This is a genomic window from Geobacillus sp. Manikaran-105, from assembly GCF_002809955.1.
Classification (GTDB): Bacteria; Bacillota; Bacilli; order Bacillales; family Anoxybacillaceae; genus Geobacillus; species Geobacillus thermophilus.
The window spans coordinates 1-26,397 of record NZ_PIJG01000043.1 but is presented as its reverse complement, the minus strand read 5'-3'; the positions used below and the strand labels follow the sequence as shown (position 1 = coordinate 26,397).

Annotated in this window: 24 protein-coding genes and 2 other annotated features; all 24 genes read right to left on the bottom strand. The window is 53.0% G+C overall.

Annotation, left to right across the window (positions count from 1 at the left end; translation table 11 throughout):
- Positions 1 to 108 precede the first annotated feature (108 nt).
- Positions 109 to 1,296 (bottom strand): elongation factor Tu, encoded by a 1,188-nt coding sequence (gene tuf, locus CV945_RS12640; protein WP_044746821.1) that lies wholly within the window; start codon positions 1,294 to 1,296, stop codon positions 109 to 111.
- Positions 1,297 to 1,424: 128 nt separating this feature from the next.
- Positions 1,425 to 3,503, bottom strand: a complete 2,079-nt coding sequence (fusA, locus tag CV945_RS12635) for an elongation factor G (protein ID WP_050368061.1) — start codon at positions 3,501 to 3,503, stop codon at positions 1,425 to 1,427.
- A gap of 184 nt (positions 3,504 to 3,687) precedes the next feature.
- Entirely contained in the window at positions 3,688 to 4,158 is a 471-nt protein-coding gene (gene rpsG / locus CV945_RS12630) for a 30S ribosomal protein S7 (protein WP_033008652.1), read from the bottom strand.
- A 39-nt stretch (positions 4,159 to 4,197) separates the two neighbouring features.
- Complete coding sequence (gene rpsL, locus CV945_RS12625) at positions 4,198 to 4,620, bottom strand: 30S ribosomal protein S12 (protein WP_033008650.1); 423 nt, start codon at positions 4,618 to 4,620, stop codon at positions 4,198 to 4,200.
- 90 nt (positions 4,621 to 4,710) lie between these two features.
- Positions 4,711 to 4,959 carry a 50S ribosomal protein L7ae-like protein gene (locus CV945_RS12620; RefSeq protein WP_047817642.1) on the bottom strand — a complete coding sequence of 83 codons (249 nt, stop codon included), beginning with the start codon at positions 4,957 to 4,959 and terminating at the stop codon, positions 4,711 to 4,713.
- Positions 4,960 to 5,095: 136 nt separating this feature from the next.
- Entirely contained in the window at positions 5,096 to 8,695 is a 3,600-nt protein-coding gene (gene rpoC, locus CV945_RS12615) for a DNA-directed RNA polymerase subunit beta' (RefSeq protein WP_047817641.1), read from the bottom strand.
- Positions 8,696 to 8,807: 112 nt separating this feature from the next.
- Positions 8,808 to 12,380 carry a DNA-directed RNA polymerase subunit beta gene (rpoB, locus tag CV945_RS12610; RefSeq protein ID WP_044746823.1) on the bottom strand — a complete coding sequence of 1,191 codons (3,573 nt, stop codon included), beginning with the start codon at positions 12,378 to 12,380 and terminating at the stop codon, positions 8,808 to 8,810.
- 405 nt (positions 12,381 to 12,785) lie between these two features.
- Entirely contained in the window at positions 12,786 to 13,388 is a 603-nt protein-coding gene (locus CV945_RS12605; protein ID WP_033008715.1) for a class I SAM-dependent methyltransferase, read from the bottom strand.
- A 106-nt stretch (positions 13,389 to 13,494) separates the two neighbouring features.
- Positions 13,495 to 13,863: a 50S ribosomal protein L7/L12 gene (gene rplL, locus CV945_RS12600; protein ID WP_033008641.1), complete on the bottom strand. Its 369-nt coding sequence runs from the start codon at positions 13,861 to 13,863 to the stop codon at positions 13,495 to 13,497.
- 54 nt (positions 13,864 to 13,917) lie between these two features.
- Complete coding sequence (rplJ, locus tag CV945_RS12595; RefSeq protein WP_033008639.1) at positions 13,918 to 14,418, bottom strand: 50S ribosomal protein L10; 501 nt, start codon at positions 14,416 to 14,418, stop codon at positions 13,918 to 13,920.
- Between the two features lie 51 nt (positions 14,419 to 14,469).
- Positions 14,470 to 14,634: a sequence feature (ribosomal protein L10 leader region), on the bottom strand.
- A 47-nt stretch (positions 14,635 to 14,681) separates the two neighbouring features.
- Complete coding sequence (rplA, locus tag CV945_RS12590; protein ID WP_050368058.1) at positions 14,682 to 15,383, bottom strand: 50S ribosomal protein L1; 702 nt, start codon at positions 15,381 to 15,383, stop codon at positions 14,682 to 14,684.
- A 192-nt stretch (positions 15,384 to 15,575) separates the two neighbouring features.
- On the bottom strand, positions 15,576 to 16,001 hold the full coding sequence (gene rplK, locus CV945_RS12585) for a 50S ribosomal protein L11 (protein WP_008882034.1): 426 nt from the start codon (positions 15,999 to 16,001) through the stop codon (positions 15,576 to 15,578).
- A gap of 241 nt (positions 16,002 to 16,242) precedes the next feature.
- Positions 16,243 to 16,776 carry a transcription termination/antitermination protein NusG gene (nusG, locus tag CV945_RS12580; protein ID WP_033008634.1) on the bottom strand — a complete coding sequence of 178 codons (534 nt, stop codon included), beginning with the start codon at positions 16,774 to 16,776 and terminating at the stop codon, positions 16,243 to 16,245.
- A gap of 112 nt (positions 16,777 to 16,888) precedes the next feature.
- Positions 16,889 to 17,071 carry a preprotein translocase subunit SecE gene (secE, locus tag CV945_RS12575; protein WP_033008632.1) on the bottom strand — a complete coding sequence of 61 codons (183 nt, stop codon included), beginning with the start codon at positions 17,069 to 17,071 and terminating at the stop codon, positions 16,889 to 16,891.
- A 297-nt stretch (positions 17,072 to 17,368) separates the two neighbouring features.
- Complete coding sequence (sigH, locus tag CV945_RS12565) at positions 17,369 to 18,019, bottom strand: RNA polymerase sporulation sigma factor SigH (RefSeq protein WP_094239430.1); 651 nt, start codon at positions 18,017 to 18,019, stop codon at positions 17,369 to 17,371.
- 69 nt (positions 18,020 to 18,088) lie between these two features.
- A complete protein-coding gene (locus CV945_RS12560; RefSeq protein ID WP_033008628.1) occupies positions 18,089 to 18,601 on the bottom strand; it encodes an NYN domain-containing protein in 513 nt (170 codons plus the stop codon).
- 3 nt (positions 18,602 to 18,604) lie between these two features.
- A complete protein-coding gene (gene rlmB / locus CV945_RS12555) occupies positions 18,605 to 19,342 on the bottom strand; it encodes a 23S rRNA (guanosine(2251)-2'-O)-methyltransferase RlmB (protein WP_033017258.1) in 738 nt (245 codons plus the stop codon).
- Positions 19,342 to 19,764, bottom strand: coding sequence for a Mini-ribonuclease 3 (locus CV945_RS12550; RefSeq protein ID WP_033008625.1), 423 nt, complete (start codon positions 19,762 to 19,764; stop codon positions 19,342 to 19,344). The genes rlmB and CV945_RS12550 overlap by 1 nt, the downstream gene beginning before the upstream one ends.
- A gap of 3 nt (positions 19,765 to 19,767) precedes the next feature.
- Entirely contained in the window at positions 19,768 to 21,177 is a 1,410-nt protein-coding gene (gene cysS, locus CV945_RS12545) for a cysteine--tRNA ligase (protein ID WP_100659899.1), read from the bottom strand.
- Positions 21,155 to 21,892, bottom strand: coding sequence for a serine O-acetyltransferase (cysE, locus tag CV945_RS12540; RefSeq protein WP_080706580.1), 738 nt, complete (start codon positions 21,890 to 21,892; stop codon positions 21,155 to 21,157). The genes cysS and cysE overlap by 23 nt, the downstream gene beginning before the upstream one ends.
- Positions 21,890 to 22,128, bottom strand: a binding site (T-box leader). (Overlaps the previous gene by 3 nt.)
- Positions 22,129 to 22,203: 75 nt before the next feature.
- The gene (gltX, locus tag CV945_RS12535) at positions 22,204 to 23,673 is read right to left on the bottom strand and encodes a glutamate--tRNA ligase (RefSeq protein ID WP_033008710.1); all 1,470 of its coding nucleotides are present in this window, start codon (positions 23,671 to 23,673) and stop codon (positions 22,204 to 22,206) included.
- 106 nt (positions 23,674 to 23,779) lie between these two features.
- Positions 23,780 to 24,262: a 2-C-methyl-D-erythritol 2,4-cyclodiphosphate synthase gene (gene ispF, locus CV945_RS12530; RefSeq protein WP_100659898.1), complete on the bottom strand. Its 483-nt coding sequence runs from the start codon at positions 24,260 to 24,262 to the stop codon at positions 23,780 to 23,782.
- A gap of 14 nt (positions 24,263 to 24,276) precedes the next feature.
- Positions 24,277 to 24,963, bottom strand: coding sequence for a 2-C-methyl-D-erythritol 4-phosphate cytidylyltransferase (ispD, locus tag CV945_RS12525; protein WP_033008621.1), 687 nt, complete (start codon positions 24,961 to 24,963; stop codon positions 24,277 to 24,279).
- 21 nt (positions 24,964 to 24,984) lie between these two features.
- A complete protein-coding gene (locus CV945_RS12520; RefSeq protein WP_033008620.1) occupies positions 24,985 to 26,079 on the bottom strand; it encodes a PIN/TRAM domain-containing protein in 1,095 nt (364 codons plus the stop codon).
- Between the last annotated feature and the right edge of the window lie 318 nt (positions 26,080 to 26,397).

Sequence of the window (26,397 nt, the reverse complement as noted above, 5' to 3'; positions counted from 1 at the left end):
ACAGAGTCGGAATTTTGTTCCGTTTGGTAAAATATACAAAAACCAGAGAGGGCTGACTCCAAAAGTCCGCTTTTTGGCGGACTTTTGGGTCAGCCCCTTTTTTCTTGATTACTCGATGATTTCCGATACGGAACCAGCGCCAACTGTACGGCCGCCTTCACGGATCGAGAATTTCGTTCCTTCCTCGATCGCGATCGGCGCGATCAGCTCAACCGTCATCTCAACGTTGTCGCCAGGCATAACCATTTCAACGCCTTCCGGAAGCGTGATGATGCCTGTTACGTCCGTTGTGCGGAAGTAGAATTGCGGACGATAGTTCGAGAAGAACGGAGTATGGCGTCCGCCTTCCTCTTTCGTCAGAACGTAAACTTGTGCTTTAAATTTCGTATGCGGCGTGATCGAGCCCGGTTTTGCCAATACTTGGCCGCGCTCAACTTCGTCGCGCGATACACCGCGGAGAAGCGCGCCGATGTTGTCTCCAGCTTCTGCTTGGTCAAGAAGTTTACGGAACATTTCAACACCCGTAACCGTCGTGGCTTTCGGCTCGTCAGAAAGACCGATGATTTCAACCGGGTCGCCGACTTTGAGCGTACCGCGCTCAACACGGCCCGTCGCAACCGTACCACGGCCTGTGATCGAGAAAACGTCCTCAATCGGCATCATGAACGGTTTGTCAACTTCACGTTGCGGAGTCGGGATGTACTCATCAACCGCGTTCATCAATTCAATGATTTTTTCTTCCCATTGCGGATCGCCTTCGAGCGCTTTTAATGCCGAACCTTTGATAACCGGCACTTCATCGCCCGGGAAGTCGTATTCAGAGAGAAGGTCGCGAACTTCCATTTCAACGAGTTCAAGCAATTCTTCGTCGTCCACCATGTCGCATTTGTTCAAGAAAACAACGATGTACGGAACGCCGACTTGGCGGGAGAGAAGAATGTGTTCGCGCGTTTGCGGCATCGGACCGTCAGCTGCCGATACAACAAGGATCGCGCCGTCCATTTGCGCTGCGCCCGTGATCATGTTTTTGACGTAGTCAGCGTGGCCCGGGCAGTCAACGTGCGCATAGTGACGAGCATCTGTTTCATACTCGACGTGCGCTGTCGAAATCGTGATCCCGCGTTCACGCTCTTCCGGAGCTGCGTCGATTTGGTCGTACGCTCTTGCTTCCGCTTTCCCTTGTTTCGCAAGAACTGTTGTGATCGCAGCTGTCAACGTCGTTTTCCCATGGTCAACGTGGCCGATCGTGCCAATGTTGACGTGCGGTTTCGTGCGCTCAAATTTCGCTTTAGCCATGAGAAAGATCCTCCTTAAAAGTAAAATATGAATTTGTATAGTTAGGTAAGTATAGGATGCTTGGGAACAAAATGTTCCCAAGTCTTACTTACATAAGTATTTATAGCGAAACTAACAAGAGAAATCAATTATTCGCCTTTATTTTTTTTGATAATTTCATCGGCGATGTTTTTCGGAACTTCTTCATAGTGATCAAATACCATCGAGAATGTTCCGCGCCCTTGCGTGTTCGAACGGAGCGATGTCGCATAACCGAACATTTCGGCCAGCGGTACCATCGCGCGCACGACTTGGGCGTTCCCGCGCGCTTCCATCCCTTCAACGCGGCCGCGGCGAGATGTGATGTCACCCATAATGTCGCCGAGGTATTCCTCAGGGATGACAACTTCGACTTTCATGATCGGCTCAAGGAGAACCGGCTCGCACTTCGTCGCGGCGTTTTTCAGCGCCAATGAAGCGGCGATTTTGAACGCCATTTCACTCGAGTCGACGTCGTGGTACGATCCGTCGAACAGTTTCGCTTTAATGTCGACGACCGGATAGCCAGCTAAGACGCCATTTTGCATCGCTTCTTCCAAACCAGCTTGGACGGCCGGCACATACTCTTTCGGAACGACACCGCCGACGATGGCGTTTTCGAATTCAAAGCCTTTGCCGCGTTCGTTCGGCGAGAATTCGATCCAAACATGACCGTATTGACCGCGGCCGCCGGACTGGCGAACGAATTTGCCTTCGACTTGGGCCGATTTGCGGAACGTTTCGCGGTAAGCAACTTGCGGCGCGCCGACGTTCGCCTCAACTTTGAACTCACGGCGCATCCGGTCAACGATGATGTCAAGATGCAGCTCGCCCATTCCGGAAATGATCGTTTGCCCCGTTTCCGGGTCGGTGTGAGCGCGGAACGTCGGGTCTTCTTCTTGCAGTTTTTGCAGCGCTTGACCCATTTTGTCTTGGTCCGCTTTCGATTTCGGTTCGATCGCCACCGAAATAACCGGCTCTGGGAATTGCATCGACTCGAGGATGACGAGATTTTTCTCATCACATAGAGTATCGCCGGTTGTCGTATCTTTTAAACCTACTGCTGCCGCAATGTCGCCGGCATAGACTGTTGAGATTTCTTGACGGTGGTTCGCGTGCATTTGCAACAAGCGGCCGATCCGTTCGCGTTTGCGTTTCGTCGAGTTCATGACGTACGAACCGGAATCAAGCGTTCCCGAGTATACGCGGAAGAACGTCAATTTCCCGACATACGGGTCGGTCATGATTTTGAACGCCAGCGCTGCAAACGGAGCGTCGTCACGCGCTTCGCGAGTCACTTCTTCTTCCGTATCCGGAATGACGCCGCGAATCGCCGGAATGTCAACCGGAGACGGCAAGTAGTCGACAACGCCGTCAAGGAGCAGCTGAACACCTTTGTTTTTGAATGCCGAGCCGCAGAAGACCGGGAAGAATTCAACACTGATCGTCGCTTTGCGGATGGCGGCTTTCAGCTCTTCTTTCGTGATCTCTTCGCCTTCCAAATATTTCATCATTAATTCTTCGTCCAGCTCAGCGACCGCCTCAACCAGCTTGTTATGGTACTCTTCTGCCATATCGCGGTATTCTTCCGGAATGTCAATGCGCTCAATGTTTTTGCCGAGCTCGTCGTGGTAATGGTATGCGCACATTTCAACCAGGTCGATAATGCCAGAGAACTGGTCTTCGGCGCCGATCGGCAGCTGCACCGGGTGAGCGTTTGCTTGCAAGCGGTCGTGGAGCGTTTTTACCGCATACAAGAAGTCCGCACCGATTTTGTCCATTTTGTTGACGAACACGATCCGTGGAACACCGTATGTGGTTGCTTGACGCCAAACCGTTTCCGTTTGCGGTTCTACGCCGGATTGGGCATCAAGAACTGTAATGGCTCCATCCAACACGCGCAACGAACGTTCAACCTCAACCGTGAAGTCGACGTGCCCCGGCGTGTCGATGATGTTGATGCGATGGCCTTTCCATTGCGCCGTTGTCGCCGCCGACGTAATCGTAATCCCGCGCTCTTGCTCTTGCTCCATCCAGTCCATCGTGGCTGCGCCTTCGTGCACTTCCCCGATTTTATGAACGCGTCCTGTGTAGAACAAGATCCGTTCCGTCGTCGTCGTTTTCCCGGCGTCAATGTGCGCCATGATCCCTATGTTGCGAGTGTTTTCTAAGGAGAACTCTCTTGCCATAGTGGTTATTTTCTCCTTCCTTACAAAATAAAATATAAGCAGATGGCGCCGCCATCTATGGCGCAATCTCTTTTTTTAGAGAAGTTATACAGCACGCAGCCGAAAGGGCCACAATATATAGGAAGATAGGTGAACAGGCAACATCAGCCGTGCCTTCTCACCTATTCCCTTAAGGCAGCGCTCCTTACCAGCGGTAATGGGCAAACGCTTTGTTCGCTTCAGCCATTTTATGCGTATCTTCGCGTTTTTTCACCGCTGCGCCTGTGTTGTTGGCAGCGTCCATGATCTCGTTCGCCAAGCGTTCTTCCATCGTTTTCTCTCCGCGAAGGCGGGCGTATTGCACAAGCCAGCGCAATCCGAGGGAAACGCGGCGGTCCGGACGGACTTCGACCGGAACTTGGTAGTTCGCCCCACCGACGCGGCGAGCGCGCACTTCCAACACCGGCATCACGTTTTTCAGCGCTTGTTCAAACACTTCCATTGGATCTTTACCCGTGCGTTCACGAATAATATCAAAGGCAGTGTAAAGAATTTTTTGTGCTTTTGATTTTTTTCCATCGATCATAATTTTATTGATCAAACGGGTAACAAGTTTTGAATTGTAAATTGGGTCTGGCAATACGTCACGTTTAGCAACAGGGCCTCTACGTGGCATAGTTTTTCCTCCCTTCAGGAAAACATTCTCTTCACTTCATTATTTTTTCGCTGCTTTTGGTTTTTTCGCGCCGTATTTCGAACGACCTTGCATCCGGTTGGCAACGCCAGCCGTATCAAGCGCACCGCGGATGATATGGTAGCGCACCCCTGGCAAGTCTTTAACACGTCCGCCGCGGATCAGCACAACGCTGTGTTCTTGCAAGTTATGGCCGATCCCCGGGATGTAAGCCGTTACCTCGATCCCGTTCGTCAGACGGACACGGGCATATTTCCGAAGCGCCGAGTTCGGTTTTTTCGGCGTCATCGTGCCGACACGCGTGCAGACGCCGCGTTTTTGCGGAGACGCCACATTTGTTTGTTCTTTTTTGAAGCTGTTGTACCCTTTGTTCAACGCAGGGGATTTCGATTTAAATACTTTTTTCTCGCGTCCTTTGCGGACTAATTGGTTGATTGTAGGCATGAAAAAGTTCCTCCTTTCACATGTATCGTTTAAGCCCACATATCCAGGTGGTTCATCATGTATGCAAACAAAGGTTTAAAGGCAAACGGATCAACGGAGAATCGCCACTGCAGCCGCGCCGACTTGGATTTTGCATGCTTTGCCGAGCTTTTTCATCGAGTCGACTTTCGTGACCGGCACGTTCGCTTCATTGGCAGCAGCGGTCACTTTTTCGATAATCGGCAAATCGGCATCTTCCGCTACGATCACTTCCGTTGCTTTCCCTTCCTTTAAAGCCCTTATCGTTTGTTTGGTTCCAATGACGATTTTCCCAGCCTGCAATACTTTTTCATAAGACATGTAACATATCCTCCAAAGTACCAGGTTGTTGGAACACCTTTATTAGACTACCATTTTCTTTGTTCATTGTCAACCGGATTTTTTTATCAAGGACCGGCCGGTCAAAGGCTGCCTTGAACCGGCCGATCTCTGCTTTTTACTTCGATGGAACCGTATCGCCAGCCGTTTCCTTCTTGACGGCAGGTTTTACTTTTCGATAGCGGGCCATGCCCGTTCCGGCTGGGACAAGTTTGCCGATAATGACGTTTTCTTTCAAGCCGAGCAGCTCATCCCGCTTCCCTTTGATGGCGGCGTCGGTCAGGACGCGCGTCGTTTCTTGGAACGAAGCCGCGGACAAGAACGAATCCGTTTCAAGCGACGCTTTCGTAATACCGAGCAGCACCGGGCGGGCTGTCGCCGGTCGCTTTCCTTCGCGGATGGCTTGGGCGTTGACATCGGTAAACTGATGGACGTCCAAAAGCGTGCCCGGCAGCACATCCGTATCGCCGGCATCGACAACGCGCACTTTGCGCAGCATTTGCCGCACCATCACTTCAATATGCTTATCGCTGATTTCAACCCCTTGCATCCGGTATACTTTTTGCACTTCGCGGAGCAAGTATTCTTGCACAGAAGTAATGTCGCGCACGCGCAACAGCTGTTTCGGGTCGACCGAGCCTTCTGTCAGCTCCTGACCGCGCTCGACGCGCTGTCCTTCTTCCACTTTGATCCGCGCGTTGTATGGAGCAACGTACGTGCGCGTTTCGACCTCGCCTTGAACAACGATCTCATATTGGTTGTCGCGCGTTTCGTTCACGGAAATGACCGTGCCGTCGATTTCAGAAATGACCGCTTGCCCTTTCGGATTGCGCGCCTCAAACAGCTCCTGCACCCGCGGCAAACCTTGGGTAATGTCGTCCCCGGCGACGCCGCCCGTATGGAACGTCCGCATCGTCAGCTGCGTGCCCGGCTCACCGATCGATTGAGCGGCGATAATGCCGACCGCCTCGCCAACTTCCACATCCATGCCCGTCGCCATATTGCGGCCGTAGCATTTTTTGCATACGCCATGGCGCGTGTTGCAGGCAAAGACGGAGCGGATCCACACTTCCGTGATGCCCGCCTTAATAATTTCGTTTGCAATGTCTTCAGTGATCATTTCGTCTTTGCGGACGATCACTTCACCGGTTTCCGGATGGCGCACCGTTTTGTGCGCATAGCGGCCGACAAGCCGTTCTTCCAGCTTGACGACGACCTCGGTGCCATCCGTCAATGCGCGTGCCAAAATGCCGCGGTCGGTGCCGCAATCCTCTTCGCGGACGATGACATCCTGCGCCACATCGACGAGACGTCTCGTCAAATATCCCGAGTCGGCCGTTTTGAGCGCCGTATCCGCCAACCCTTTCCGGGCGCCGTGCGTCGAGATAAAGTACTCCAATACCGTCAGCCCTTCGCGGAACGACGATTTGATCGGCAGTTCGATGATCCGGCCGGCCGGGTTGGCCATTAAGCCGCGCATCCCGGCGAGCTGCGTAAAGTTCGACGCGTTCCCCCGCGCTCCGGAATCGCTCATCATAAAGATCGGGTTGCGCTTATCGAGCGATTTCATCAAGCGGTCTTGGATTTTATCTTTCGCCGCGCTCCAGATGGAGATGACGCGCTCATACCGCTCTTCGTCGGTGATCAACCCGCGGCGGAACTGCTTTAAGACGGTATCGACCTTCGCTTGCGCCTCATCCAAAATTTCTTGTTTTTCCGGCAAGACGACAATGTCAGCGACGCCGATCGTAATCCCGGCTTTCGTCGAATATTGGAAACCGAGGTCTTTCATGCGGTCCAGCATTTTTGACGTCTCGGTGATTTTGAACCGCTTGAACACTTCAGCAATAATTTGCCCGAGCACTTTTTTCTTAAACGGCGGCACAGGCTCGCGCTTGCGAATCTCCTCGCGCACGTTGACCCCTTTGTCAAGGAAATACTTGTCCGGCGTCCGCCCTTCGATGTTTTCCGTCGTCGGCTCGTTAATGTACGGGAACGAGTTGGGCAAAATTTCGTTGAAAATCAGTTTGCCGACCGTCGTTAAGAGCAGTTTGTTGTTTTGCTCCTCGGTAAACGTTTCATTTTTCAGCGAGCCGGCATGGACGGCGATGCGCGAATGGAGATGGACATAACCGTTATGGTAAGCGAGCAGCGCTTCGTCCGTATCTTTGAACACCATGCCTTCGCCGATCGCCCCTTCGCGTTCCATCGTCAAGTAATAGTTTCCTAACACCATGTCTTGGGAAGGCGTCACGACCGGCTTTCCGTCTTTCGGGTTCAAAATGTTTTGCGCCGCCAGCATCAACAGGCGCGCTTCCGCTTGTGCCTCGGCCGACAGCGGCACGTGCACCGCCATTTGGTCGCCGTCGAAGTCGGCGTTGTATGCCGTACAAACGAGCGGATGAAGGCGGATGGCCCGGCCTTCGACGAGCGTCGGCTCAAAGGCTTGAATGCCGAGACGGTGAAGCGTCGGGGCGCGGTTGAGCAGCACCGGATGCTCTTTAATGACGTCTTCAAGCACATCCCATACCTCAGGGTGGACGCGCTCAATTTTCCGTTTCGCGCTTTTAATGTTGTGCGCCAGCCCCCGCTCCACAAGCTCCTTCATGACGAACGGCTTAAACAGCTCGAGCGCCATTTCTTTCGGCAGGCCGCATTGATACATTTTCAAGTTCGGACCGACGACAATGACGGAACGGCCGGAGTAGTCAACGCGTTTGCCGAGCAGGTTTTGCCGGAAGCGCCCTTGCTTCCCTTTCAGCATGTGGGAAAGCGATTTTAACGGGCGGTTCCCCGGCCCGGTCACCGGACGGCCGCGGCGGCCGTTGTCAATCAAGGCGTCGACCGCTTCCTGGAGCATCCGTTTCTCGTTTTGGACGATAATATTCGGCGCGCCAAGGTCAAGCAGGCGCTTCAGCCGGTTGTTGCGGTTAATGACGCGGCGGTACAAATCGTTTAAGTCCGATGTCGCAAACCGGCCCCCATCGAGCTGGACCATCGGGCGCAATTCCGGCGGAATGACCGGCAATACATCTAGCACCATCCACGCTGGGTCGTTTCCGGAGCTGCGGAACGCCTCAAGCACTTCAAGCCGTTTAATGATGCGGGCGCGCCGCTGTCCTTGCGCCGTCTTCAGTTCTTCTTTCAACGCCGCCACTTCTTTATCCAAATCAATGTCCTGAAGCAGCTTTTTGATCGCTTCCGCCCCCATCGACGCTTGGAACGACTGGCCGTATTTCTCGCGATAGGCGCGGTATTCCTTTTCCGACAGCAGCTGTTTTTTCTCCAGCGGCGTATCGCCGGGATCGGTGACGACGTAAGAGGCAAAATAAATCACTTCTTCGAGCGCCCGCGGCGACATATCAAGCACAAGCCCCATCCGGCTCGGGATGCCTTTGAAATACCAGATGTGGGAAACCGGAGCAGCGAGCTCAATATGCCCCATCCGTTCGCGGCGGACTTTTGACCGCGTCACTTCAACGCCGCAGCGGTCACAGACAACCCCTTTGTAACGGACGCGCTTATACTTGCCGCAATGGCATTCCCAGTCTTTTGTCGGGCCGAAAATGCGTTCGCAAAACAAGCCGTCTTTTTCCGGCTTTAGCGTCCGGTAGTTGATCGTTTCCGGCTTTTTGACTTCACCGTACGACCAAGAACGAATTTTCTCCGGGGAAGCGAGCCCGATTTTCATGTACTCGAATTTATTGACATCTAGCAAGGGGTATACCTCCCTCTTTGATCCGTCGGTTTTGCTCCATGGCTTGTTCGTCATCCGTTCGCCTCAATGGCCGCGGGCGGGGAAACGCTCCCCGCCTTTTCGCCATTGCCGGTTACTCTTTCGTTACCGCATCTTTTTCTTCGCTGGCTTCTTCCGGTTCAGCCGGTTTCACATCGACCATGATCGCATCCGGCGCATGATCATCATCGTCGTCAAAGTTTTCCATGTTGATTTCCTGTTCGTCGCTCGTCAAAATCGTGACGTCCATCCCTAGACTTTGCAGCTCTTTGATCAACACTTTAAACGACTCCGGCACGCCCGGTTCCGGAATGTTTTCCCCTTTGACGATCGCTTCGTACGTTTTGACGCGGCCAACCACATCGTCAGACTTGACGGTCAAAATTTCCTGCAGCGTATACGCCGCACCGTACGCTTCAAGCGCCCATACTTCCATCTCGCCAAAGCGCTGGCCGCCGAACTGCGCCTTGCCGCCGAGCGGCTGCTGGGTGACAAGCGAGTACGGGCCGGTCGAGCGAGCGTGGAGTTTGTCGTCGACCATGTGGGCAAGCTTGATCATGTACATGATCCCGACCGACACGCGGTTGTCAAACGGTTCGCCCGTTCGCCCGTCATACAGCACCGTTTTGGCATCGCGCGCCATGCCGGCTTCTTCAAGAATGTTCCAAACATCTTCCTCCGTCGCTCCGTCAAAGACTGGGGAAGCGATATGCAAGCCAAGTTTTTTCGCCGCCATGCCAAGATGCAGCTCAAACACTTGCCCGATGTTCATCCGCGACGGAACGCCGAGCGGGTTCAACATGATGTCAATCGGCGTGCCATCCGGCAAGAACGGCATATCTTCTTCCGGAAGAATGCGGGAGATAACCCCTTTGTTTCCGTGGCGGCCTGCCATTTTATCGCCTTCGGAAATTTTCCGCTTTTGCACGATGTAGACGCGCACCAACTGGTTCACGCCCGGCGGGAGTTCGTCGCCGTCTTCGCGGTTGAACACTTTGACGTCAAGGACAATGCCGCCGCCGCCGTGCGGGACGCGCAGCGACGTATCGCGCACCTCGCGCGCTTTTTCGCCGAAGATCGCATGCAACAGCCGCTCCTCAGCCGTCAGCTCGGTCATTCCTTTCGGCGTCACTTTGCCGACGAGCAAATCGCCGTCTTTCACTTCTGCGCCGATGCGGACGATGCCGCGCTCATCCAAGTTTTTCAACGCATCTTCACCGACGTTCGGGATGTCGCGCGTAATTTCTTCCGGACCGAGCTTCGTGTCGCGCGATTCGGCTTCATATTCTTCAATATGGATTGACGTATACACGTCTTCTTTGACGAGCCGTTCGCTCATGATGATGGCGTCTTCGTAGTTGTAGCCGTCCCATGTCATAAAGGCAACAAGCACGTTGCGGCCAAGCGCGAGTTCACCTTTGTCCATCGACGGGCCATCGGCCAAAATTTCGCCCTTCTCCACGATATCGCCTTTTTTCACGATCGGCCGCTGGTTGTAGCACGTGCCTTGGTTCGACCGGACGAATTTCAGCAACCGATATTTGTCTAGATCACCCTTGACTTCTTTGCCGTCGACTTCAATGAGCCGGCGCACCCAAATTTCTTTTGCTTCTACGCGTTCGACGATGCCGCGATGCTTGCAAATCACCGCCGCGCCCGAGTCTTTCGCCGAAACATACTCCATGCCTGTGCCGACGATTGGTGCTTCCGGCTCCAACAGCGGCACCGCTTGCCGCTGCATGTTCGCCCCCATCAAGGCGCGGTTCGAGTCGTCATTTTCCAAAAATGGGATGCACGCCGTCGCCGCCGAGACAACTTGCTTTGGCGACACGTCCATATAGTCGACGCGGTCGCGCTTGACGACGATGTTCTCGCCGCGGAAACGGGCGATGACGTTTTCCTCAAGGAACGTCCCGTCTTCCGCAAGCGGCACGTTCGCCTGCGCTACAACGTAATTGTCCTCTTCATCGGCTGTCAAATAATCGATTTGGTCCGTTACCCGCCCTGTTTCCGGATCAACGCGCCGGTATGGCGTTTCAATAAACCCAAACTTGTTCACTTTCGCGTAAGTGGACAGCGAGTTGATGAGCCCGATGTTCGGCCCTTCCGGCGTCTCGATCGGACACATCCGCCCATAGTGCGAATAGTGAACGTCGCGCACTTCAAACCCGGCGCGCTCGCGCGTCAATCCGCCAGGGCCAAGCGCAGAAAGGCGGCGCTTATGCGTCAGTTCAGCGAGCGGGTTCGTCTGATCCATAAACTGCGACAGCTGCGAGCTGCCGAAAAACTCTTTAATCGCTGCGATCACCGGGCGGATGTTGATCAGCTGCTGCGGCGTGATCGTGTTCGTATCTTGAATCGACATGCGCTCGCGCACGACGCGTTCCATGCGCGACAAGCCGATGCGGAATTGGTTTTGCAGCAGTTCGCCGACCGAACGGAGACGGCGGTTGCCCAAATGGTCGATGTCATCCGTATCGCCGACGCCGTGGAGCAAGTTGAAGAAATAGCTGATCGATGCAATGATGTCCGCCGGCGTAATATGTTTGACATCTTCCGCAATAAAGCCGTTGCCGATGATGTTGATTACCTTTTCGTTGTCCGGATCATTCGGTGCATAAATTTTCACGGTCTGCACCTCAATCGGACCATCCGCCACTCCCTCAGCCGGACGGTACGTCCGCAGCCCGACTCCTTTTTCCAAATACGGCAACAGGCGGTTCAGCGTCCGGCGGTCGATCATCGCTCCAGCTTCAGCGATGACTTCTCCCGTTTCCGGATCGACGATCGTTTCCGCCAGCCGCTGGTTGAACAAACGGTTTTTAATATGAAGCTTTTTGTTGATTTTATAGCGCCCGACGCTGGCCAAATCGTAGCGTTTCGGGTCAAAAAAGCGGGACGCAAGCAAGCTTTTCGCATTCTCAAGCGTCGGCGGCTCGCCCGGACGGAGGCGCTCATATATTTCAATCAATGCCTTTTCCGTGCTGTCGGTATTATCTTTTTCGAGCGTATTGCGCAAATATTCGTTATCGCCGAGCAGGTCGATGATTTCTTGATCGGAGCTGAATCCGAGCGCACGAAGAAGCACCGTCACCGGCAGCTTGCGGGTGCGGTCGATGCGGACGTAAACGACATCTTTCGCGTCCGTTTCATATTCAAGCCATGCGCCGCGGTTCGGAATCACGGTTGCCGAATAGCCGCGCTTCCCGTTTTTATCGACTTTATCGCTGTAATACACACTTGGCGAGCGAACGAGCTGGGAGACAATCACGCGTTCCGCCCCGTTGATGATGAACGTTCCGGTTTCCGTCATGAGCGGAAAATCGCCCATAAACACATCCTGCTCTTTCACTTCACCCGTTTCTTTATTGATCAGGCGTACTTTCACACGAAGCGGCGCCGCATATGTAACATCGCGTTCTTTCGCCTCTTCCACCGAATATTTCGGTTCCCCTAAGCTGTAGTCGATAAATTCAAGCGAGAGATTGCCAGAAAAGTCTTCAATCGGGGAAATTTCCTTGAACATTTCCCGCAGCCCTTCATCGAGAAACCATTGATAGGAGGACGTTTGGATTTCAATCAAGTTCGGCAGTTCCAGCACTTCGCTAATGCGTGCGTAACTTCTCCGTTGGCGGTGTCGCCCGTATTGAACTAGTCGGCCTGTCAAGAGTGATTCACCCCTCAAATGTAGACATTAGTGAAAACCGGAAGCGGAACATCGCATTGATCCAGCCGCCTTGGCGGCATATGCCGCCAAGGCCGTCGGCCGCTCCGCCATTCCGGGGCAAAGCGCTAGGCATGCATGCGGCTGGCCCCCCGCCATCCGGACGGAAACGGTTCAGCTATGACGCCGCCGTTTCGGTAAGGGGATTTCACACGCTCCCGGTGCGAGGAAACCAGGCGTTGGATGGAGAAAAAAAGAAAATGGTTTCTATCCAGTAGAAAACCATATGTTTAGCTGTATATTGATTTTATCATTTTTTCCATCATGTCCAAAAATATACGTCATCCCCTCATGTGGGAAATGTGCATATTTAGCATTTTATAATGTTACCACAACCAAAAAAGAGTGTCAACATTTTTTTGCCTTTATGATATAATATCCTTTTTTCTTGGAAGCCACCTCAACAAACGGAAACAGTTCTTTCAGCTTTTCAAGCGCTGATGGCGCCCCTTGTTTTTTTTGAATGACGACCCATAGCTCCCCGCCGTCAAGCAAGTGGTCCCGGCTTTGTTCAAAAATCGCGTGGACAACCCGCTTGCCGGCCCGGATCGGCGGATTGGTGACAACGGCCGCAAACCGCTGTTCCCCGACTTCTGAAAACAAGTCGCTCTGGTAAATGCGCACATTATCGATATGGTTTGCACGCTTGTTTTCCCGCGCCAGCTCCAGCGCCCGCTCATTCACATCGATCATTTGGACGAGCCGGTTCGGAAACGATTTGGCCAGAGCGAGGCCGATCGGTCCGTATCCGCAGCCGACATCCAATAGGTCGCCGGCCACTTCCGGCTCCTCAAACGTTTCGATCAGCAGCTGCGTGCCAAAATCGACACCGCGTTTGGAAAACACCCCGCTGTCGGTTGTAAAGCGAAATTCATGCCCCCGGAGCGTAAACGTCCACGTTTGCGGGTTTCGCTCCGACGTGGGAGCAGCTGAATAATAATGTTCGCTCACCATCATCCCTCCTCTGTCGGCAAGCCGCTTCGGCTCCCGATATATAGTGTAACAAAAAAGAGGCTTTCCCTTGCTTGGGTCAGCCTCTTTTTTTGCAATGACGCCATTACTTCACTTCAACTTTTGCGCCAACTTCTTCAAGTTTGGCTTTAATTTCTTCTGCTTCTTCCTTCGAAACGGCTTCTTTGATCGGTTTCGGCGTGTTGTCAACCAAGTCTTTCGCTTCTTTCAAGCCGAGACCAGTGAGTTCGCGGACAACTTTAATAACTTTGATTTTTTGCGCGCCAGCATCAGCGAGAATGACATCAAATTCTGTTTTCTCAGCTGCTGCTTCAGCGCCGGCTGCCGCACCGCCAGCGACAACAACCGGAGCTGCCGCCGTTACGCCGAATTCTTCCTCGATTGCTTTTACCAGTTCGTTTAATTCCAATACCGTCATATTTTTCACAGCTTCAATGATTTGTTCTTTCGTCATCATCATTTCCTCCTTGTTTGGTTGATGGTGTGTTATGCACATCGGTATGCACGATTACGCGCCTTGTTCTTCTTGCTTGTCAGCCACCGCTTTGACCGCAAGCGCAAAGTTGCGGATCGGGGCTTGGAGAACGCTAAGCAGCATCGAAAGCAGCCCTTCGCGGGACGGGAGCTTCGCCAACGCATCGATTTCTTCTTTGCTGGCGATGTTCCCTTCGATGACGCCGCCTTTGATCTCCAACGCCTCATGCGTTTTCGCAAACTCGCTTAAAATTTTTGCCGGCGCCACAACATCTTCATTGCTGAACGCGATGGCGTTCGGGCCGGTAAACACCTCATCCAATCCTTCCAGGCCGACTTCCGCGAGCGCCCGACGGGTCATCGTGTTTTTATACACTTTGAACTCAATGCCTGCTTCGCGCAGCTGTTTGCGCAGCTCAGTCATTTCCGCCACGTTCAGGCCGCGGTAATCGACGATGACGGTTGCCTTGCTGGCGCGGAATTTGTCCGCAATCTCGGCAACCACTTGTTTTTTCAGTTCAATCGCGCTCGACACGTCCTGCACCTCCTGCAAAGAAAATGGTGGAATACCAGTTATACCGTTTGGCGGCTCAATAAAAAACCTCCATGCCGCGTAGACATGGAGGTAGCGTTCAACGCACGGCCGCCGGCTGCTGCCGGCCTATGGCGCGCTGCTTATCGTCCACATACCTCGGTAGGAAATTAAGCCGGGAACGGCACCTACTGTCTACGGTATAAATGATATTCGTTTGTTCAGCCAAATGGCATTTTATCAGACTCGACGCAGAAAGTCAACCGTTATTGTGCAACAGCCACCGTCGTCGGGTCCACTTTAATGCCAGGACCCATCGTTGACGTAATCGTCACGTTTTTGACGTATGTCCCTTTCGCTGCCGCCGGTTTGGCTTTCAAAATCGCCTCGTAGACGGCGGCGAAGTTTTCGACCAGTTTCTCGTTGTCGAACGATACTTTGCCGATCGGCACATGAATGTTGCCGGCTTTATCAACGCGGTATTCCACTTTACCAGCTTTGATCTCCTGCACAGCTTTCGCAACGTCAAACGTGACCGTGCCGGTTTTCGGGTTTGGCATTAACCCTTTCGGACCCAAAATACGACCGAGTTTCCCGACCTCGCCCATCATATCCGGCGTGGCAACAACGACGTCAAAGTCAAACCAGCCTTGCTGGATTTTATTGATGTATTCTGTATCGCCGACATAGTCAGCGCCAGCTGCTTCTGCTTCTTTCGCTTTTTCCCCTTTTGCGAACACTAACACGCGCGCTACTTTCCCCGTGCCGTGCGGCAGGACGACAGCGCCGCGAATTTGTTGGTCCGCTTTTTTCGGGTCAACGCCCAATCGGAACGCAACTTCCACCGTCGCATCAAATTTCGCGACGTTCGTTTTTTTCACGAGCTCGATCGCTTCTGCAACCGGATAAGCCTTGAAGCGATCAACGAGCTTCAACGCTTCTAAGTATTTTTTTCCTCTTTTCGGCATGTAAAATCCTCCTCAATTGTGGTTTTAGCGGAAAAAACCTCCCACGATCAAACAACCTTCGCTTCTTTCGAAGGCGAACCATTCAGCAGACAGCGACCTTCTGAAAAGGACTGTCCTTCATTCATAAAAGACTTTTTTGCCCATGGAGAGAGAGGTTGCGGAATACGCAACCCCCCGGACAACAAACCAGCCTTAGTCTTCGATCACGATGCCCATGCTGCGAGCCGTGCCTTCAACCATACGCATGGCTGCTTCAATGCTCGCTGCATTCAAATCCGGCATTTTCAATTCAGCAATCTCGCGCACTTTGTCACGTTTGATCGTCGCTACTTTGTTGCGGTTCGGTTCGCCGGAGCCCGATTCGATGCCCGCCGCTTTTTTCAACAGTACAGCGGCCGGCGGCGTTTTCGTGATGAATGTAAACGAACGGTCTTCAAAAACCGTAATTTCAACCGGAATGATCAAGCCTGCCTGGTCAGCGGTACGGGCATTAAACTCTTTGCAAAACGCCATAATATTAACACCGGCTTGACCTAACGCAGGACCTACTGGCGGCGCCGGATTCGCTTTCCCTGCAGGAATTTGCAGTTTGACGATCTTGATTACTTTTTTCGCCACGAGACACACCTCCTTAAGTCCGTGATGTGGTATTAGGGATTGCCCCTCCCACTCCATCCGGCTCCGATCTGACGAGCCGCTTTCATATCTCCCGTTTCGGCCGGGAGGATCAGCGCATCAAGCACGTTCGCTCCCTTATACAGCACGTATAAGTTCATCGCTGCATGCCTTGTCTAAGATTCAAGACATACTGACTTTAAAATAGTATCACTTTTCAATAACGATTGCAAGTTCTTTTCCATTAGATTTTTTCTATTTGCGAAAACTCCAATTCCACCCGTGTTTCGCGGCCAAACATATCGACAAGCAGCTTCACCTTATGTTTGTCGAGGTCAATCGCCTCAATTTTTCCAGTGAAGTTGGCAAACGGCCCTTCTTTAATCCGGACCGTTTCATTCACCTCGTAGTCGACATCAATCTCAGTAAGCGGCATGCCCATCCGCTTCAAAATCATTTTGACTTCTTCCTCCATGAGCGGCGTCGGTTTCGAACCAGCCCCGCTCGAACCGACAAATCCGGTCACGCCCGGCGTGTTGCGCACGACGTACCACGAATCGTCGGTCATGATCATTTCGACAAGCACATAACCGGGGAACACTTTCTTTTTCGTCGTTTTCCGTTTGCCGTTTTTGATGTCCGTTTCCGTTTCTTCCGGGACGACAACACGGAAAATCTTGTCTTGCATTCCCATTGATTCAACGCGTTTCTCCAAATTGGCTTTCACCTTATTTTCGTATCCCGAATATGTATGGACGACATACCAGTTTTTCTCCATCAGCGAGCCTCCCTAGGGCGGTTTTCATTTTGTTTTCTGCGCAAAACAAAAACCCGTTGCCGGGTTCCATGTTCGCACGATTATCTTTCATTATAGCATATCATCCGCCCGCTTATTCAAATACAAGGCGAATCAACTGCGAAATGCCGAGGTCGACAACGGCGAAAAAGATGGTGAAAAACGCCACCGTAGCCAATACGATTCCCGTATAGTTCACTAGTTCTTTCCGGCTCGGCCAGCTTACTTTTTTCAACTCCCGCACGACTTCTTTGAAAAAGTTGGTTACTCGCTGCATCCCTCGTACCTCCACGATTGCTCAAAACTGTCCCCACCGCCTGCTTCGTCTCGCGATGGACGGTATGATTGTTGCTCATCGAGCAAAACTTGTTGACCGCCAAGCGCCTGCACCAAGGCAACCGGCCTGTTTTGCAGCCGTGCAGTTTCGGCTCCCGCATTGCGCGCGAGCCAACGTTGCTCGTTAACATAAACGTTTGACCGTTCCCGCGAGATGTCCATAAAAATTTATCATATCAGCATTTCCGCTGTCAATGCCATCTTTTGGCCTCCGTTCGGCCATCGGCCGATGCGCCGCCTACAAACTGATTTCCCGATATTCCAAATATTTCTCCAACTTCCGTTTGACGCGCTGCAAGGCGTTGTCGATCGATTTGACATGGCGGTTTAACTCTTCGGAAATTTCTTGGTACGAGCGCCCGTCCAAATACAACGCGAGCACTTTCCGCTCCAAATCGCTGAGCAATTCCGCCATTTTCAGCTCAATATCGTCAACTTCCTCGCGGTTGACAATCAGCTCTTCCGGGTCGGTCACCTGCGTGCCGGACAACACGTCCATCAGCGTCCGGTCCGACTCGTCGTCGTAAATCGGCTTGTCCAAGGAAACGTAAGAGTTGAGCGGAATGTGCTTTTGGCGGGTCGCGGTTTTAATCGCGGTAATCATTTGCCTCGTGATGCATAGTTCTGCAAACGCTTTAAATGAAGAGAGCTTGTCCCCCTTAAAATCGCGGACTGCCTTGTACAGCCCGATCATCCCTTCCTGCACAATGTCCTCGCGGTCAGCCCCGACTAAAAAGTATGAGCGGGCTTTGGCGCGCACAAAGTTTTGGTATTTGTGGATCAAAAAATCAAGCGCTTCTCCATCCCCTTCGTGAACAAGTGCAACAAGCTGTTCATCCTCTAAATGTTTATAATCCTTTGGCTTGTCTACTTTTAAGCATTCCCACATGCTGATCCCCCCGACCGCATCAATCGCTAACATTTATTATACAGTACAAATTTTTACAGCGTCAACCGCTCATTTTTGCCCTCTTCGCCATTTTTCAAAAATTTCGGCAACTCGGTCATTGAGCGGCACTTTCAAGGTCGGGGTGTGCTGCTTCATTGACTGCAACTTTTTTGAAATATCCCGCTCCACCTCTTCGATTTCGTGCAGAAGTTCGCGCGCCGATTTGCGCAAGGCGCCTTGACCGAACACCGTCCATTGTTCCGTATAATCCGATGTCGCGACATACACTTTGGTGCGCGCGTTGATGAGCGTTTTCGCCAACCGCTCAATCCGTTCGTCCGCCGTCTCATTTTCCTTTGTAAAAATGACATCGATATCGTAGTTTTTATACTTTTTCTCGTTTCCCTGCACGAGATGGGCGTCAAACACGACCACGACGTGATCCCCGGTGAACCCTTTGTAATCGGCCAGTTTGTCAATCAACAAATCCCTTGCCGCTGCCAGATCGCCTTCCTCTTTCAGCCGGCGCAGCGCCGGCCATGCCCCGATGATGTTGTAACCGTCGACAATTAAAACGTTCATCGGCTATTCCCCTAGCGGATACCGCTTTCGGTACACCTCGTACATGAGCAAACTGGCGGCGACAGAAGCGTTGAGCGAAGTGACGTGCCCCCGCATCGGCAGCCGAAACAAGAAATCACACTTTTCCCGCACTAACCGGCTGATGCCTTTTCCCTCGCTGCCGATGACCAGCGCCAACGGCATCGTGCCGTCAAGGAAGCGGTAGTCATCTTTGGCGTCTGCATCGGTGCCAGCCACCCAAACGCCCCGCTCTTTCAGCTCGTCGATCGTCCGCGCCAAGTTCGTCACGCGCGCGACCGGAACGTGCTCGATCGCTCCGGTTGACGCCTTCGCTACGGTCGGCGTCAACCCCACCGACCGCCGTTTCGGGATGATGAGCCCGTGCGCTCCGACCGCATCTGCGGTGCGCATAATGGCGCCCAAGTTATGCGGGTCTTCGATTTCGTCCAAAATGAGGAAAAACGGCGCTTCTTCCCGTCGGGCGGCGCGGGCAAACAAATCGTCGACCTCGTAATAGCGGTATGCGGCCGCCTGGGCGATCACCCCTTGGTGCACCCCGTCAACCATTTGGTCAAGCTTGCGCTTCGGAACATATTGGACGAGCACGCCCCGCCGCTTCGCCCATTCGAGGACAGGCTCGACGGCGTGGCGCTGCGCTCCTTCCGCGATCCAGATTTTATTGATGTCGCGCCCGGATTTGAGCGCCTCGATAACCGGGTTTCTGCCGATAATGTAATCCATCATTCCAACGCCCTTTCTTCCCTTTCAATAATCGCAAATGAACGGCCGATTAACTCGTCGACCCGCCGGCCGTTGTCCTGTAAAAAATGATAGCCGATCAACGCTTCGAACGCGGTGCTGTGCCGGTATGTCTGCACATCCGTATTTTTCGGAATCGTGCCTGATTTCGCGTTGCGGCCGCGGCGGACGATGGCTTGCTCCTCTTCCGTCAACGCGCCTTCATCAAGCAAGGTTAAAATGACTCTTGCTTGCGCCCGGGCCGACACGTAGCGGATCGCCCGCCGATGCAGCTCGTGCGGCCGTACGCTGCCCATCGCCAGCAAGTGGCGGCGCACGTACACTTCATAAACCGCATCGCCAATATAGGCGAGCGCCAAGCCATTTAATTGTTTGACATCATGAACGGTCTCAAACTGCGCCATTGCTTATGATCCCCGTTTCCATCTTGTCCCTTGCGGCGTATCTTCCAAAATAATGTTTTTGGCCTTCAACTCGTCGCGAATGCGGTCAGCCAGCGCGAAATCGCGGTTTTTCCGCGCTTCGTTGCGCTGTTGGATCAGCGCCTCGATTTCCTCATCAAGCAGCTCTTCTTGCTTTGGCTTTGGATCGAGGCCAAGCACGTCCATCAACTGTTCAAATTCACGCAAAAAGGCGCCAATAACGGTTTCCGATGTCGTCTTTTCCTGCAAATACAAGTTCGCTTGTTTCGCCAGCTCAAATAGAACCGCAATGCCGTTCGCCGTGTTGAAATCGTCGTCCATTTCGCGGATGAACGATTCGCGGACCGCAGCGATGCGCGACAGCCATTTGTCATCGTCGTCGGTTAAATTCGTGCTCGCTCCGAGCCGGTGCTGCAAGTTGCCATATGCCGTCCTTAAGCGTTCGAGCCCGCGCCGGGCGCTCTCGAGCAGCTCTTCGCTGTAGTTGATCGGATGGCGATAGTGCACCGACAACATAAAGAAGCGCAGCACTTGCGGGTCAATCTGCCGGATGATATCGTGGACGAGCACGAAGTTGCCGAGCGACTTCGACATTTTTTCGTTGTTAATATTTAAATACCCGTTGTGCAGCCAATATTTCGCAAACGGTTTGCCGGTCAAAGCCTCTGACTGGGCGATTTCGTTTTCATGGTGCGGGAACGTCAAATCTTGGCCGCCGGCGTGGATATCGATCGTATCGCCTAAATATTTGCGCGCCATCGCCGAGCATTCGATATGCCAACCCGGCCGCCCTTTCCCCCATGGACTGTCCCAACAAATCTCTCCTTCTTTCGCCGCTTTCCAAAGGGCGAAATCGAGCGGGTCGTCTTTTTTCTCGCCGACTTCGATGCGCGCTCCAGCCTGCAATTCATCGATCGATTGGTGCGACAGCTTGCCGTAACCGGGAAACTTGCGCGTCCGGTAGTAGACGTCGCCGTCCACCTTGTACGCATACCCCTTGTCGATGAGCGCTTGGATGAATTCGATAATCGTCCCGATATTTTCTGTCACGCGCGGGTGGATGTCCGCCTTTTTGCAGCCAAGCGCCTGAATGTCTTCAAAATACGCCTCGATAAACCGCTCGGCAATCGCCGGAACGCTTTCGCCAAGCTCGCGGGCCGCCTTAATCAGTTTGTCGTCGACATCGGTAAAATTGGATACGTACGTCACGTCGTAGCCGCGGAACTCCAAATAGCGGCGGATCGTGTCAAAGACGATGGCGGCCCGGGCGTTCCCGATATGGATATAGTTGTAAACGGTCGGACCGCATACATACATTTTGACCTTGTTGGGCTCAAGCGGCTCAAACGGTTCCTTTTTTCGCGTCAACGTATTATAAAGCCGGATGCTGCTCATACTCGCTCTTCCTTTCTTGCTGTTTCAATGCCTCCAACTCGCTTTTCAGCCGGACGATCTCCTCTTCAAGCTCCCGGAACCGGTCAGCGATCGGATCTGGCAGGTCGGTGTGGTTCAAATCTTTTTTCACTTTCACTCCATCACGCACAACCACGCGGCCCGGAATGCCAACGACGGTTGAGTTGGGCGGCACGTCTTTTAACACGACCGACCCGGCGCCAATTTTCGAGTTTTCGCCGATCGTAATCGACCCGAGCACTTTCGCGCCGGCAGCGATCAAACAGTTGTCTTTGATCGTCGGGTGCCGCTTCCCTTTTTCTTTCCCTGTCCCTCCTAATGTGACCCCTTGATAGACCGTGACATTGTCGCCGATTTCGCACGTTTCGCCGATCACCACGCCCATGCCGTGGTCGATGAAAAAGCGGCGGCCGATTTTGGCGCCCGGATGAATTTCAATGCCGGTGAAAAAGCGGCTGATTTGCGAAATCAACCGGGCAAGAAAGTAAAATTTCCGTTTGTAAAGCGCATGAGCGATCCGATGCGCCCAAATGGCATGCAGGCCGGAGTACGTTAAAATGACTTCCAGGTAGCTTCTTGCCGCCGGGTCTTGCTCAAAAATGACCTCAATATCCTCTTTTAACGTTTTAAACATCATGTCCTCCCTCCATCCCTCTAAGTTGTTTTGAATAAAAAAGCGTCCCTGTGCCGAAGACACAGAGACGCTTTTGGCGCGGTTCCACTCTGTTTAGCGAAACGGGAAAACGCCGTTTCACTCGCTCGAGTCCGATAACGGAGAGGCTCCGCTCCTCTCTACTGCAGAACGTCCCTGTTCCGGTTCGAAAGGAGACTCCGAGGCGCATTTCGGATAACGCCGGGCATAAGCCGCTTCCAGCCAAGGCGACTCTCTCTGGGATGACGGCGTTTCCTACTTCTCCTCGTCAACGCTTTTTCACTATGCGCTTGTTCAACCGATAAACTTTGTATTATTATACCACACGCACTACGCAAACGTGCATACCTATTCCACTAAAATTTTTCTTGCAGCGCCCGCTCGAGCCGCTCGATTACTTTTTGTTTGCCGAGCAGCTGAATGGCAAACGGCAGCTCCGGCCCGTGCGTTTGCCCGGTCACCGCGGCGCGAATTGGCATAAACAGCTTTTTCCCTTTTTGTCCGGTCGCCTTTTGCACCGCCTTAATCGCCGCTTTAATTTCGTCGGCTGTAAACGGGTCGAGGTCCCGCACATGGGCCAAAAAGGCCGAAAGCACGTCGGGCACTTGTTCTTCGGCGAGCACTTGGCGCGCCTCATCTTCGTATTCGACTTCTTCCTTAAAGAACAGCTCGGACAACGGAACAATCTCCGCCCCGTAGCTCATTTGCTCTTGATACAGTGCGATTAAATCGCGCGCCCACTGCCGCTGTTCGTCGCTCATGTCCGCCGGCAAGCGCCCGGCTTTCACCAAATGCGGCAAAGCCAATTCGACGAGCCGGTCCAAATCGAGTTTTTTGATGTATTGATTGTTCATCCATGTCAGCTTTTTCGTGTCAAACATCGACGGCGACTTTGACAGCCGCGAAACGTCGAAGATGCGGATGAGCTCGTCTTTCGAAAAAATTTCTTCCTCCCCTTCCGGCGACCAGCCTAAGAGGGCGAAAAAGTTGAACATCGCTTCCGGCAAATAGCCGAGCTCTTTGTATTGCGACACGAACTGAATGATTGACTCATCGCGCTTGGACAACTTTTTCCGCTGTTCGTTGACAATCAACGTCAAATGGGCAAACTGCGGCGGCTCCCAGCCAAAATATTCATACACCATCAGCTGCTTCGGCGTGTTGGACAAATGCTCCTCACCGCGGAACACATGGCTGATCTCCATAAGGTGGTCGTCGATGACGACGGCAAAGTTGTACGTCGGAATGCCGTTCGCCTTCACAATGACCCAATCGCCGATATCTTTCGATTCAAACGTCACTTTGCCGCGCACCAGATCGTCGACTTCGTATGTTTTCCCTTCCGGCACCTTGAGGCGGATCGTATACGGCTTGCCTTGCGCCTCAAGTTCCGCGACCTGCTCCGGCGTCAAACGGCGGCACTTGCCGCTGTATTGCGGAGCGGCGATGCCGGCCGCACGCTGCTCCTCCCGCTCCCGCTCAAGCTCTTCCGGCGTGCAAAAACATTTGTACGCATGTCCTTGCTCGAGCAGTTCGTCCACATACTTCCGGTATATATCAAGCCGCTCCGTCTGGCGGTACGGCCCATAGCCGCCATCTTTATCAACGGACTCGTCATAATCGATGCCGAGCCATTGTAAGTTTTCGAGCTGCGACTGTTCGCCGCCTTCCACGTTCCGTTCGATATCCGTATCCTCGATGCGGACGATCATTTTTCCGCCGTGATGGCGGGCAAACAAATAGTTAAACAGCGCGGTCCGCGCCCCTCCGATATGCAAATGGCCGGTCGGGCTCGGCGCATAGCGCACGCGCACATCTTTTGCCATCGTCCAACCCTCCACTTTCATCCAAACTTGTACCCTTATTGTACCGTTTATCGCAGCAAAGTTCAAAACGGACGGCTCGCCCCATTCGGCGCCTAACAGCCGCGCCTTACTCCTCGCTCTTTTTAAGCAACACGACCGCTTGGGCGGCAATGCCTTCCCCGCGCCCGGTGAACCCGAGTTTTTCCGTTGTCGTCGCCTTGACGTTCACTTGTGTGCGCTCGGCTTCAAGCAGGCGGGCGATCACGGCTTTCATCTCCTCAATGTACGGAGCCATTTTCGGCTTTTGGGCGATAATCGTACAGTCGGCGTTCACCAATGCATACCCTTCCTTCCGGACGAGCGTCCATACGTGCGCCAACAATTCGGTTGAGTCCGCGTCTTTATAGCGCGGGTCATCATCAGGAAAATGCCGTCCGATATCGCCGGCGCCAATCGCTCCAAGGCACGCGTCCGCCACCGCGTGGAGCAGCACATCGGCATCCGAATGGCCGAGCAGCCCTTTCTCATGCGGAATATGTACGCCGCCAATGATAAGCGGACGCCCTTCAACGAGCTGGTGAACGTCAAACCCTTGTCCGATGCGAAACATGTCTTCACCTCCGTTTACTCCGCGACGCGGCTCGCTAAAATCGCCTCGGCAAACAAAATGTCTTCCGGAGTCGTCAGTTTAATGTTGCGGTAGTCCCCTTCTACAATTTTCACCGGCTTGCCGAGCCGCTCGACGAGGCTGGCGTCGTCCGTGCCAAGATAGCCTTCCCGTTTCGCAGCCTCATGCGCCTCGGCGATCAAAGACAGACGAAAAGCTTGTGGCGTCTGCACCGCCCACAAGCTGGAACGATCAATCGTCTGTTCGACAAACAAACCGTCCACTTTTTTGATCGTGTCTTTCACCCGCACAGCCGGGACCGCTGCCCCGTATCGGGCGGCTGCATCCGCCAGCTCATGCAAATGGCGGACGTGAATAAACGGGCGGGCGCCGTCGTGGATCAGGACAATGCCCCGTCCCTCTAACGCCTGCAGCCCGTTATAGACGCTATGCTGCCGCTCCTCGCCGCCCTCAGCGAACGCTGCCACTTTTTTGATACGAAAACGAACGACAAGTTGCTCAAAGCGGCTTCGCTCCGCCGGATTCACGACAAGCACGACGCGGGCGCACCGTTCATCGCGGTCGAACACCTTCAGCGTCCGGACGATGAGCGGTTCGCCGCCTAGTTCAATAAACTGCTTATTCATACCGGCGTTCATCCGCTTTCCTTGTCCGGCCGCCAAGACAATCGCTTCGTAGTTCATTGGACGTTTCCCCTGTTCTGTTTACAGCGCTTTTTGCAACAGCTTCAGCTTGGCAAAAATCATTCTCCCCGCAGATGTTTGTAACACGCTGGTGACTAGGACGTCAACCCGTTTGCCGATATATTCTTTGCCGTCTTCGACAACAATCATCGTTCCGTCATCCAAGTAGGCAACGCCCTGGTTATGTTCCTTTCCGTCCTTAATGACATGCACATTCAGCTCCTCGCCCGGCAGGACGATCGGCTTGACGGCATTAGCCAAATCGTTGATATTAAGGACGCGCACGTTTTGCAGCTCACACACTTTGTTCAAGTTGAAATCGTTTGTGACGACGACGCCTTGAAGCTGTTTGGCTAGTTTGACGAGCTTGCTGTCGACTTCTTGCACATCGCTGAAGTCGGCCTCATGAATTTCCACCTTCATCGCCATCTCTTTTTGAATGCGGTTTAAAATATCCAAGCCGCGGCGGCCGCGGTTTCGCTTCAGCACATCGGAGGAGTCGGCGATATGCTGGAGCTCCTCTAACACAAAACGGGGAATGACAAGCGGGCCTTCCAAAAACCCGGTTTGGCAAATGTCCGCGATCCGCCCATCGATGATGACACTTGTGTCCAAAATTTTCACCGCTCCACCTTTCGGCGCCTCGTTCTCGGTTTCTCCGCCTTTTTTCTTTGTCATTCGATTGGAAAGAGAAAATAAGTTCATCAGCTCATTCCGTTTCTTTAAGCCGACACGAAACCCTAAATAGCCAAGCAAGATCGTCAAAAAAATCGGCAGCACCGTGTTCAACACTTGAATTCGAAACGATTGCAGCGGCATGACGACCAAAAACGCAATAATAAGACCAAAAATCAGCCCGAGGCTGCCAAACAGCACGTCAGCAGCAGGCGCCCTTACCAATGTTTCCTCGACCCAGCGCACCATGTCCACAACATAATCCACAAGCCAAAACGTCAACAAAAAGAAAAGAACAGCGCCCAACACCGCCAACGTATAGGAATTATGGATGAGCGGCATGCCGCTTACATTCAACAGCGCAAGTAAATCAGGCAAAAACATGGCGCCCAGCGTTCCGCCTACGGCGAGAAAAAATAGTTGTACGACACGTTTGACCATCGGCTCATCTTCACCTCCCTATCTAACATTATAAACAGTTTCCAATGTTTGAAACCAACCGAAACCCAATTTTTAACCATTTTTGAACATTCGACATCCGCTTGTAACAATTCGCGCTGGACGCCCGTGCACAGCGGAAGGACGTTGCCCCCCCCTATATATATTTACGTTGTTCGAAACAAAAAGGTTCGGTCATTTCATCCTATTTCGCGCAGGAGGCTCCCACTTCAACGACCAAAGGGAGTAAGTGGGAGAGGAATGCGCGTTCCCCCCTTTCTTTTGTGTATGATATAATAAAGGCGTGGAGAAAACCGTTCA

Bases quoted from the DNA above. Each gene is read 5' to 3' on its own strand.
- fusA (WP_050368061.1), bottom strand. From the start codon at position 3,503: ATGGCAAGAGAGTTCTCCTTAGAAAACACTCGCAACATAGGGATCATG.
- CV945_RS12520 (WP_033008620.1), bottom strand. From the start codon at position 26,079: ATGGTCAAACGTGTCGTACAACTATTTTTTCTCGCCGTAGGCGGAACG.
- ispD (WP_033008621.1), bottom strand. From the start codon at position 24,963: ATGAACTACGAAGCGATTGTCTTGGCGGCCGGACAAGGAAAGCGGATG.
- secE (WP_033008632.1), bottom strand. From the start codon at position 17,071: ATGCAGCGAGTAACCAACTTTTTCAAAGAAGTCGTGCGGGAGTTGAAA.
- rlmB (WP_033017258.1), bottom strand. From the start codon at position 19,342: ATGGATTACATTATCGGCAGAAACCCGGTTATCGAGGCGCTCAAATCC.
- nusG (WP_033008634.1), bottom strand. From the start codon at position 16,776: ATGGAGAAAAACTGGTATGTCGTCCATACATATTCGGGATACGAAAAT.
- rplL (WP_033008641.1), bottom strand. From the start codon at position 13,863: ATGACGAAAGAACAAATCATTGAAGCTGTGAAAAATATGACGGTATTG.
- ispF (WP_100659898.1), bottom strand. From the start codon at position 24,262: ATGTTTCGCATCGGACAAGGGTTTGACGTTCACCAGCTCGTTGAAGGG.
- rplA (WP_050368058.1), bottom strand. From the start codon at position 15,383: ATGCCGAAAAGAGGAAAAAAATACTTAGAAGCGTTGAAGCTCGTTGAT.
- sigH (WP_094239430.1), bottom strand. From the start codon at position 18,019: ATGTGGGAATGCTTAAAAGTAGACAAGCCAAAGGATTATAAACATTTA.
- CV945_RS12620 (WP_047817642.1), bottom strand. From the start codon at position 4,959: ATGTCTTATGAAAAAGTATTGCAGGCTGGGAAAATCGTCATTGGAACC.
- tuf (WP_044746821.1), bottom strand. From the start codon at position 1,296: ATGGCTAAAGCGAAATTTGAGCGCACGAAACCGCACGTCAACATTGGC.
- CV945_RS12550 (WP_033008625.1), bottom strand. From the start codon at position 19,764: ATGGCGCAGTTTGAGACCGTTCATGATGTCAAACAATTAAATGGCTTG.
- rpsL (WP_033008650.1), bottom strand. From the start codon at position 4,620: ATGCCTACAATCAACCAATTAGTCCGCAAAGGACGCGAGAAAAAAGTA.
- rpsG (WP_033008652.1), bottom strand. From the start codon at position 4,158: ATGCCACGTAGAGGCCCTGTTGCTAAACGTGACGTATTGCCAGACCCA.
- CV945_RS12560 (WP_033008628.1), bottom strand. From the start codon at position 18,601: ATGAACGTTTTAATTGTCGACGGTTACAACATCATCGGGGCATGGCCG.
- cysS (WP_100659899.1), bottom strand. From the start codon at position 21,177: ATGAGCAGCATCCGGCTTTATAATACGTTGACGCGAAAAAAGGAACCG.
- gltX (WP_033008710.1), bottom strand. From the start codon at position 23,673: ATGGCAAAAGATGTGCGCGTGCGCTATGCGCCGAGCCCGACCGGCCAT.